Genomic DNA, 7,856 nt, shown 5'->3' on the forward strand with positions numbered 1-7,856 from the left:
TTTGTTTGCGCAGATTCCAATTTATTTGCGGAGATTGAAGTTTATTTGCGCAGTGATAATATTCCGCTGCAACAGTCAATAGAAATGATAACTTTCCGCTTGCTCCATCGATCGAATATAAAAAATCCGTGAAGAAGGGCTCTTCACGGATTTTCTTATTAAAATTTGTCAGCACACCGAATCATTCGACTTCGGCACCGACAGACCGAACAGCGGACGGAGATACAGCGCAAGGAAAGTGCCGGCAAGCGCCAGGATTCCCCAGATGTAGCCGTGCAGGCTGAACGATGCGATGCCGCCGAAGTAGGCGCCGATGTTGCAGCCGAACGCAAGGCGTGCGCCGTAGCCCATCATCAGGCCACCGACAACGGAAGCCGCGAAATGGCCGGCTTTGACTTGCGTGAATTTGAACAATCCGCCGGCAGCCGAAGCGAGAAACGCTCCAAGGATGACGCCGAAGTTCAAAATGGTCGTGGAATCGGCGAAAATGGACGCCTCAAGAGCAGCGGCATTGGCACCTTGCCAGTAACCCCAGCTCGCGACGTCGACGCCGAAAGCGCCGGCGATTTTCGATCCCCACAACGCGAAAGCGGACGTGATGCCCCACGGCGTACCGCGTGTCATCAATGTCAATGCGTTCAGTACAGCCAGCACAATTGCCGCTGCAAACAGGGGCCATGAACCGCGGAAGATCCGCTTCCAGCTTTTTTCAGACGGTACAGGCGCCATCTTCGGCGCTTTTCTTTTTTTCTCGATAACGACCGTTACCCAGGCGATCACGGCGAAAAGCGCAATCGATACAAGCCAGGCACCGCCGTAGCCGAGGCCGGTGGAAGTAGCCAGTGAAAAAGGTTCAAAAGCAGGCATTTCTTCGGTCCAGAACGGCAGGTGATAAGCGCCGACCGTTGTACCGATAATAAAGAAAATGAGCGTTACGAACATGACGGAACTTCCGCCGCCGATGGAATAGAGTGTGCCGGAAGCGCAGCCTCCGCCGAGCTGCATGCCGATTCCGAAGATGAAGGCACCGACAATGAGGCTGACGCCGACCGGTGAGACGTAACCGGCAACGGGTCCGCCGAAAAATGTGCTGCCGTATGCCAATATCGGCGCGAACAGCGTAACGGCGACAGCGAGCATCAGCATATGCGAACGCATCGCCTGGCCGTTGCCGACGGACATCATGCGCCGGAATGCGGAAGTGAAACCGAAACGGGCATGGAACAAGGTATAGCCTAGCATCAGGCCGATTATGAGCAGCATCGTTTGTGATACGTGCTGCGTCGCCAGCAGATAAACAGCCAGTATGAATGCAACGATGGCCCCGCCTGCAATCAATAGCTTCTGCGGCGGATTCAAGGCAAGGCTCTCTCTGATGACAGGATCCTGTGCTTCGTTGATGGGTTGAACGTGAGTGGTGGTCAAATCTATATCATCCTTTTCCTATTAATTTAGTCGGGAATATTTTAATATAATAATAGCTTCCTTTATTCCAGTCAACCGTTTAAGCTCGGGTGCAATGAACGGTTAAAACGAACCGGAAATAGTCGGACTATTTTTCTGCAAAGCCTGTTTCCTTGATTGTGCATGGAGTCTGTTGAATAATTGTTACATCACGTTCTTATTTTCATGGACAATGAAATAAAGGAATGAAGAAAATAGAGGTGCAGAAGATGAAAAAATATTGGATTACGGCAATTCTGCTGAGCCTGGCGCTTGTTTTGGCGGCTTGCGGAAATGCGGAAGAAGAAAATACGGAGCAGGCGGCTGAAAGCCCAGAAGAAGTCTTTACAATCGGCGTTATTCCGGCCCAGACCGAAGGGGAAATGGAAGATGCGATGAACAAGCTCCAGACTTATTTGAGTGAAGAGCTTGACCGCGAAGTAAAGCTCGACGTCTACCCGAATTACAACGGCGTAGTGGAAGCGATGAATTACGACAAGATCGACATGGCATTTCTTGGGCCATTGACTTTCGTCATCGCGAACGTCAACAGCAACGCGCAGGCGATTATCACGCAATTGGTGGACGGTGAACCTTTCTACCGTTCTTATATCATTACGCATGCAGATAACCCGTGGAATTCACTGGATGAGCTGCTGGAAAATCCGGGAGAGATCGATTTTGCGTTCGGTGATCCGAGCTCCACTTCAGGTTCATTGATTCCGTCCATGGAATTGAAGGACCGCGGAGTCTATGAATCCCTCCAGTCCTATGAATTCAACACGGTCCGCAACACAAGTTCCCACGATGCCACTGCTTTGTCGGTAATCAACAAGCAAGTGGATGCGGGAGCCATCGACAGCGCGATTTACAATCAATTGGTGGAATCGGGCAAGATTGACGACGAGCAGGTTAGAATCCTTTGGGAATCGGAAGAATTATTCCAGTATCCTTGGGCAGTTCGCGACAGCATCGACGACGAAACAGTGGCAAAGCTGCAGGAAGCATTCCTGGCGATAGAGGATGAAGTTATTCTCGATGCATTCGGTGCTTCAGGCTTTACAGAAGCTACCACGGAGGATTATGAAAGCATCAAGCAGGCTGCGATCAAAGAAGGCATTATCGAGGAATAAAGCATAGGAGCCGTGAAAAACGGGTATTATATGGTTAAGTAAGATAAAAAAAGGAGGCAATCATATGGTTAAAGAGATTACTTCAGAAGAATATGCAGCGCTTGTTGAAAACAATGAAAGACCGGTCGTCCTGAATTTCGGATCGAATGGCTGAGGGCCTTGCGCCCAATTGGGACCGGTGGTCTCAAACGTAGCTGAACAGCTTGATTCAGTGGATTTCTATAAAGTGGTTGTCAACGATGTTCCAGAGTTGGCACAGCAATTTGGCATCATGAGTATCCCGACTCTAGTGCTCGTCAAAGATGGCAAAGAAGTGAAACGCTCAGTCGGCTTTATGCCGGAAGAGCCGTTGAAAGAGTTTGCTCAATTATAATAGAAAAGCGACGGTACCCGTTCAGCTCTGAAAGGCATAAGGCGGGCCAACGTAGTGGCGTTCTTTGCCACGCAGTTGGACTGACTTATGATCGAAGAGTTGGGTCGCCGGAGTCTGGATAATTTCAATAAAAAAAGCGCCGCCAGCGGCAGTCACACGAACGAGTTCGTGGGCTGTCAGCTGGCGGCGCTTTTTTAATTCTGCCGATTATTCGGTTTCCAGTAGAGCGAATTCGTAACCATGCTCCCGAATGGCACCGATGAGCCGCGGAAGGATCTGGACGGTCTGCCTTAACTCATGCAATAGAATAATGGCGCCGTCTTCGAGGTGATCGATGATGTACGTGATGATCTGGTCGGGATCGTCTTTCAGCTCCCAGTCCATCGAAGCGATCCGCCACATGACGGTTTGGAGGTTTAACCTTTTCGCCGCCTGCAGCGTATCGTCATTGAACTGTCCGTATGGTGGACGGAAGTATTTCATCGGTATATTGGTGATGTGTTCAATCGCGTCCAAGCTCCGTTTCAGTTCATCGAATTGCTGCTGCTGCGTCATGCTGGCAGTCATGTTTTTATGGTTTACACCATGGGTGCCGATCTGGTGACCTTCTGCGAGCACGCGTCTCCACGGCCTTTCTTTATGCAGCAGGCGGGATTGCCAGAAAAAGACGGCCGGCGTTTTTGTTTCCTTCAATATATCAAGAATTTCCGGGAGAACCCGGCTCGGTCCATCATCAAAAGTGAGAATGACGGTTTTCCTGCCGGGAGTCCGGCTGGGGACAGAAGTCAGGATTTCCGGATTTTGAGAGTCGTACACGACTCTGGACGAATCGACTGCTCATGGATTTTTTCTCATCAAAATCACCCTCCTTGAGAAGATTGCATCAAATCTGGAAAAAAAGGTTCTGCTGTTCGGATTCGTATGTTTCCTGATATTCAGCACTGGTGAAGTCTTCGGGCTTGCCGTCGAAAATCAGTTCGCCGTCTTTCAGGGCGATGATCCGCGTTGCGAAGCGTTTCGCAAGTTCGATATCATGCACATTGATGATGGTCAGCAATCCATGGCGCTGATGAATATCCTGCAATAAAGAAAAGATGCGGTTCGATGTTCCCGGATCCAGGCTGGCCACCGGCTCATCCCCGAGAAGAATCCGCGGATGCTGCACGAGCGCCCGCGCGATGCCGACACGCTGTTTCTGGCCACCGCTCAAATTCTCGATCCGGCGATTCTCCATTTCAGTCAGCCCGACCTCGGCAATGATGCGTTTGGCTTCCTCGATTTCTTCGGATGTAAACCAGCCGATCAGATTCTTGAACGTGGAACGGTAGCCGAAGCGGCCGGTCAATACATTCTGCAGCACGCTCAGGCGGGGGATCAGGTTGAAATGCTGAAAAACCATTCCCATTTCCCTCCGCTGCCGGCGCAATTCTTCTTTTTGAAAAGACATCGGGTTTCCGTCGAAATGGATTTCCCCTTCGGTCGGCTGCTGCAGCCCGTTGATGCAGCGGATGAACGTCGACTTGCCGGCGCCGCTTTTGCCGAGTACACAGACAAAATCATTTTTATCGAAAGACAGATTTAAATCGGAAAGGGCATTTTTTTTCATGCCCGGGTAACGGACGGATACATTTTTCATTTCCAGCATTTTCTGGCCTCCTTTAAATAACGCGGTTTCGGACAAAACTGCCGAGCGAGTCGACGAGAATCACCATGACCATGATGATCAGCACATCAAGCGACACAGCAGAATAATTGAATGTATTGAAATCAGTGAACAGGCGCTGGCCGATGCCGCCGCCGCCGATGAATCCGAGAATCAGTGAAGTGCGGATCGCCACTTCGAAGCGGTAGAAAAAGTTGGACAGCACATTCGGCCAGATCTGCGGAAGAATACTGAAGATGGACGCGACCCAGCGTTTTGCGCCGACCGCTTTCATCGCTTCCTGAGGCCCTGTGTCCGCCGCTTCGATCAGCTCGGAAATCAGCTTGCCCATGACGCCGATATTATGAAAGGTGATTGCCAGCACAGCCGGAAATGGCCCGAGCCCAAGCGTGGTCAGGAGAATCAGGCCAAAAACGATTTCCGGCACGGAACGCACAAAGCTGAGCGCGACCCGGAAAAAGTGGAAGACCGGCTTGGAAGAGGAAGTGTTCCGCGCAGCAAAGAATGCGAGCGGCAAACCGATGACCAGCCCTAAAAAACTGCCCAGGAACGCCATGGCCAGCGTGGCGAGTGTATCTTCCAGCATGCCAGGAAGCGCTGTGAAGTCCATTGGGAACCACTGCGACAAAAAGTGTATCATGTTCCGGAAATCACGGAATTTCGTCAAATCGAATTCGGTCAGCCGCATACTGATGAAGACTGCCAGAACCAGAAAAGCGAAAGTGATGAAATTTTTCCTTTTAAACCACATCTATATCAACTCTATTCTTCGGAGATGCCACTCAGTTCATGAAAATAAAACATGGATTGCCGGTATGTAATGTTAAAACAAGGACTCATTTCGAGTCCTTGTTTATGGGTTTGCAGAAAGAACGTAAAACATCTTACATCAATCTGTATTAAATGACTTGAATACGGTTTGCATTTTCACTCGTCACTTCTCCGATGATCGAAGATTGAACGCCGCTGTTTTGAAGATCGCGCTGCAATGCTTCCGCCTCGGCTTCAGGAACCGAAATCAGCAGGCCGCCCGATGTGACAGCGTCACAAAGGATCAGCTGGTCGATCTCGCTGATGTTCTCTGCGTAATCGATATCCGCCGAAAGCCATTTATGATTTTTGTAAGTGCCGCCCGGAATGATGTTTTGCACGGCCAGTTCTTTGGCTTTCGACAGGACAGGCACTTCATTGTTGTAGATTGTAATTCCTGTGCCGCTGCCTTTGGCGATTTCCATCGTATGGCCAAGAAGTCCGAAGCCTGTTACGTCCGTGCAGGCATTGACTGTGTAATTTTCCATCGCTTCAGCCGCTTTTTTATTCAGTGTAGCCATCACGTCCATCACTTCGTTGAGATCGTCTTTTTCAAGCAAGTCGCGTTTGATGGCGGTCGTCAGGATACCGACGCCGATCGGCTTGGTCAGGATCAGGCGGTCACCCGCCTGTGCACCGGCATTGGAGCGGATGCGGTCAGGGTGGATCGTGCCGGTAACGGAAAGGCCGAATTTCGGCTCCGCGTCGTCGATCGAATGTCCGCCGACCAAAGTGGCACCGGATTCTTTCACTTTATCGGAAGCTCCGGCCAGAATGTCAGCCAGAATGCTTTTATCAAGTGTGTTGATGGGGAACGCCACGATATTCATGACCGTCAGCGGCTTGCCGCCCATTGCGTAAACGTCGCTCAATGAGTTGGCTGCGCCGATTTGTCCGAACATATAAGGGTCATCGACGATCGGCGTGAAAAAGTCCAGTGTCTGGACAAGCGCCACATCATCGCTGATTTTGTAAACTCCAGCATCGTCGGCTGTATCAAGGCCGACCAGTAAATTAGGGTTGTCTGCATTTCTCGGTAAGTGACGCAGAACCTGCGCCAGGTCCTCAGGACCAATTTTGCATCCTCAACCACCCTTGGATGATAAAGATGTCAATTTAACCATATCTTTTTCAGTCATTAGAATCCGCCTCTTTTCTGTTTGTTATTCTCTTACTCCAAAATGGAGCGGTAAATCTGCCGCAGCGTTTCCGCTTCAAGCGTTGGGGAATGGTGATCGGCCGCATATTGTTTCGCCTGCTGTCCGATCCGCTGTCTCGCTTCGCTATTATCAATCAGCTCCGCTGCGTAATCAAGGAATTGGTTTTCATCATTATACAAATACCCGGTTCTTCCATTTTCAACCATGCCTTTATTGCCGGGCACGCTGGAAACGAGAACCGGTTTGCCGTATCCCATCGCTTCCAGGATCGCCGCGGGCTGCCCTTCCGAATGGGAAGTGTTCAGCACGACGTCGGCATGTGCGAAAACGGTACCCATTTCGGCATGTGGAACTTCGCCAATGTATGTCAGCCAGTCTGCATGCTGTTCCGCCAGATCAAGGACAATCTCTGCTTCCGCCTCTTCAAGTATCGGACCCGCCAGCCACAGGCGCAGGTTTGGATACTTTTCATGGAGTCTGGCGAGAGCATGGATGGCGAACGGAATATTTTTCACTTTCCGGATGCCGGCCGGCAATACGAATAAAAATGTGCCGGCTTCTTTTTGAAGCTCCGATTGATGCGCCGGTGAGAAATCGCTGGTGCCCTGCGCGATTGCGAAAATTTTTCCTTTGAATTGCGGTGCTTCCTGCAGCACTGTGGTTTTTGCGGCTTCATCAAAAACGTGGATTGCTTCGGCGCAGTCCAGCGTGCTGAGAACCGCCGTCCGCTTTTCAGGGTGGAACAGGTCCACATTCAAATCGGTGCCGGTCATAGTGACGATGTATTTGTCCGGTTTTTGTTCGAGCTGCTGCAGAAACTGGTGGAAGTAATACGCGTGAAAGCCATGTACCAGATCTGCTTCCGGCAGCGAACGTGCCTGATTATCACCGGTAGTTGAAACAATTTTCGTCCGGACACCAATCTTCTCCAAATTCGCTGCAATTCTCCGCACCGTCACCGTGTTGCCACGCGGCTGCGGATAATTGGGAGCGGCCAATACAATTTTCATCGCTGATTCAATCCTTTATGTGTTCTGGCGTGAAGAACTGGCTGCATAACTATGTCTCCAGTTAATTATCCTGAAACTAGTGTATTTTGTCATCTTTAATCACTTATAAATCTTTTATTCGAAGAAAATCATCGGGGATAGCAAAGAAAAAGCCGCCGATTCGGCGGCTTTTATTCCAGATTAATAAAGAAAGATTAACCTTTTAAAGAGGCATCCTGTGTCCAGACTTCAACGGCCAACTCCTCGGACTTAAGCTGCCCTTCC

The 7,856-nt window shown here is 50.2% G+C and carries 7 protein-coding genes and 1 pseudogene; 2 read left to right on the forward strand and 6 right to left on the reverse strand.

Features of this window, described 5'->3' with window-relative positions; all coding sequences use genetic code 11:
- Nucleotides 1–168: 168 nt before the first annotated feature.
- On the reverse strand, nt 169–1,425 hold the full coding sequence (locus KW93_RS02160) for a YeeE/YedE family protein (RefSeq protein WP_033541319.1): 1,257 nt from the start codon (nt 1,423–1,425) through the stop codon (nt 169–171).
- A gap of 248 nt (nt 1,426–1,673) precedes the next feature.
- Between KW93_RS02160 and phnD the strand changes: the two genes are divergently transcribed.
- Together phnD and KW93_RS16750 are read left to right on the forward strand one after the other, a co-directional pair.
- Nucleotides 1,674–2,576 carry a phosphate/phosphite/phosphonate ABC transporter substrate-binding protein gene (phnD, locus tag KW93_RS02165; RefSeq protein ID WP_033541320.1) on the forward strand — a complete coding sequence of 301 codons (903 nt, stop codon included), beginning with the start codon at nt 1,674–1,676 and terminating at the stop codon, nt 2,574–2,576.
- A gap of 166 nt (nt 2,577–2,742) precedes the next feature.
- A pseudogene (locus tag KW93_RS16750) lies at nt 2,743–2,949 on the forward strand (thioredoxin domain-containing protein); the annotation flags it as partial.
- A 207-nt stretch (nt 2,950–3,156) separates the two neighbouring features.
- Here KW93_RS16750 and KW93_RS02175 read toward each other — a convergent pair.
- The 5 genes from KW93_RS02175 to KW93_RS02195 form a co-directional block, all read right to left on the reverse strand.
- Entirely contained in the window at nt 3,157–3,765 is a 609-nt protein-coding gene (locus tag KW93_RS02175; RefSeq protein WP_033541321.1) for a polysaccharide deacetylase family protein, read from the reverse strand.
- 67 nt (nt 3,766–3,832) lie between these two features.
- Nucleotides 3,833–4,594 carry a phosphonate ABC transporter ATP-binding protein gene (gene phnC / locus KW93_RS02180; protein WP_033541322.1) on the reverse strand — a complete coding sequence of 254 codons (762 nt, stop codon included), beginning with the start codon at nt 4,592–4,594 and terminating at the stop codon, nt 3,833–3,835.
- Nucleotides 4,595–4,607: 13 nt separating this feature from the next.
- A complete protein-coding gene (phnE, locus tag KW93_RS02185; RefSeq protein WP_033541323.1) occupies nt 4,608–5,363 on the reverse strand; it encodes a phosphonate ABC transporter, permease protein PhnE in 756 nt (251 codons plus the stop codon).
- A gap of 148 nt (nt 5,364–5,511) precedes the next feature.
- Complete coding sequence (selD, locus tag KW93_RS02190; protein ID WP_200883314.1) at nt 5,512–6,561, reverse strand: selenide, water dikinase SelD; 1,050 nt, start codon at nt 6,559–6,561, stop codon at nt 5,512–5,514.
- A gap of 32 nt (nt 6,562–6,593) precedes the next feature.
- Nucleotides 6,594–7,592, reverse strand: coding sequence for a glycosyltransferase (locus KW93_RS02195; RefSeq protein WP_033541325.1), 999 nt, complete (start codon nt 7,590–7,592; stop codon nt 6,594–6,596).
- Nucleotides 7,593–7,856 lie beyond the last annotated feature (264 nt).

It is taken from the genome of Planococcus sp. CAU13, from assembly GCF_000775575.1.
Classification (GTDB): domain Bacteria; phylum Bacillota; class Bacilli; order Bacillales_A; family Planococcaceae; genus Planococcus.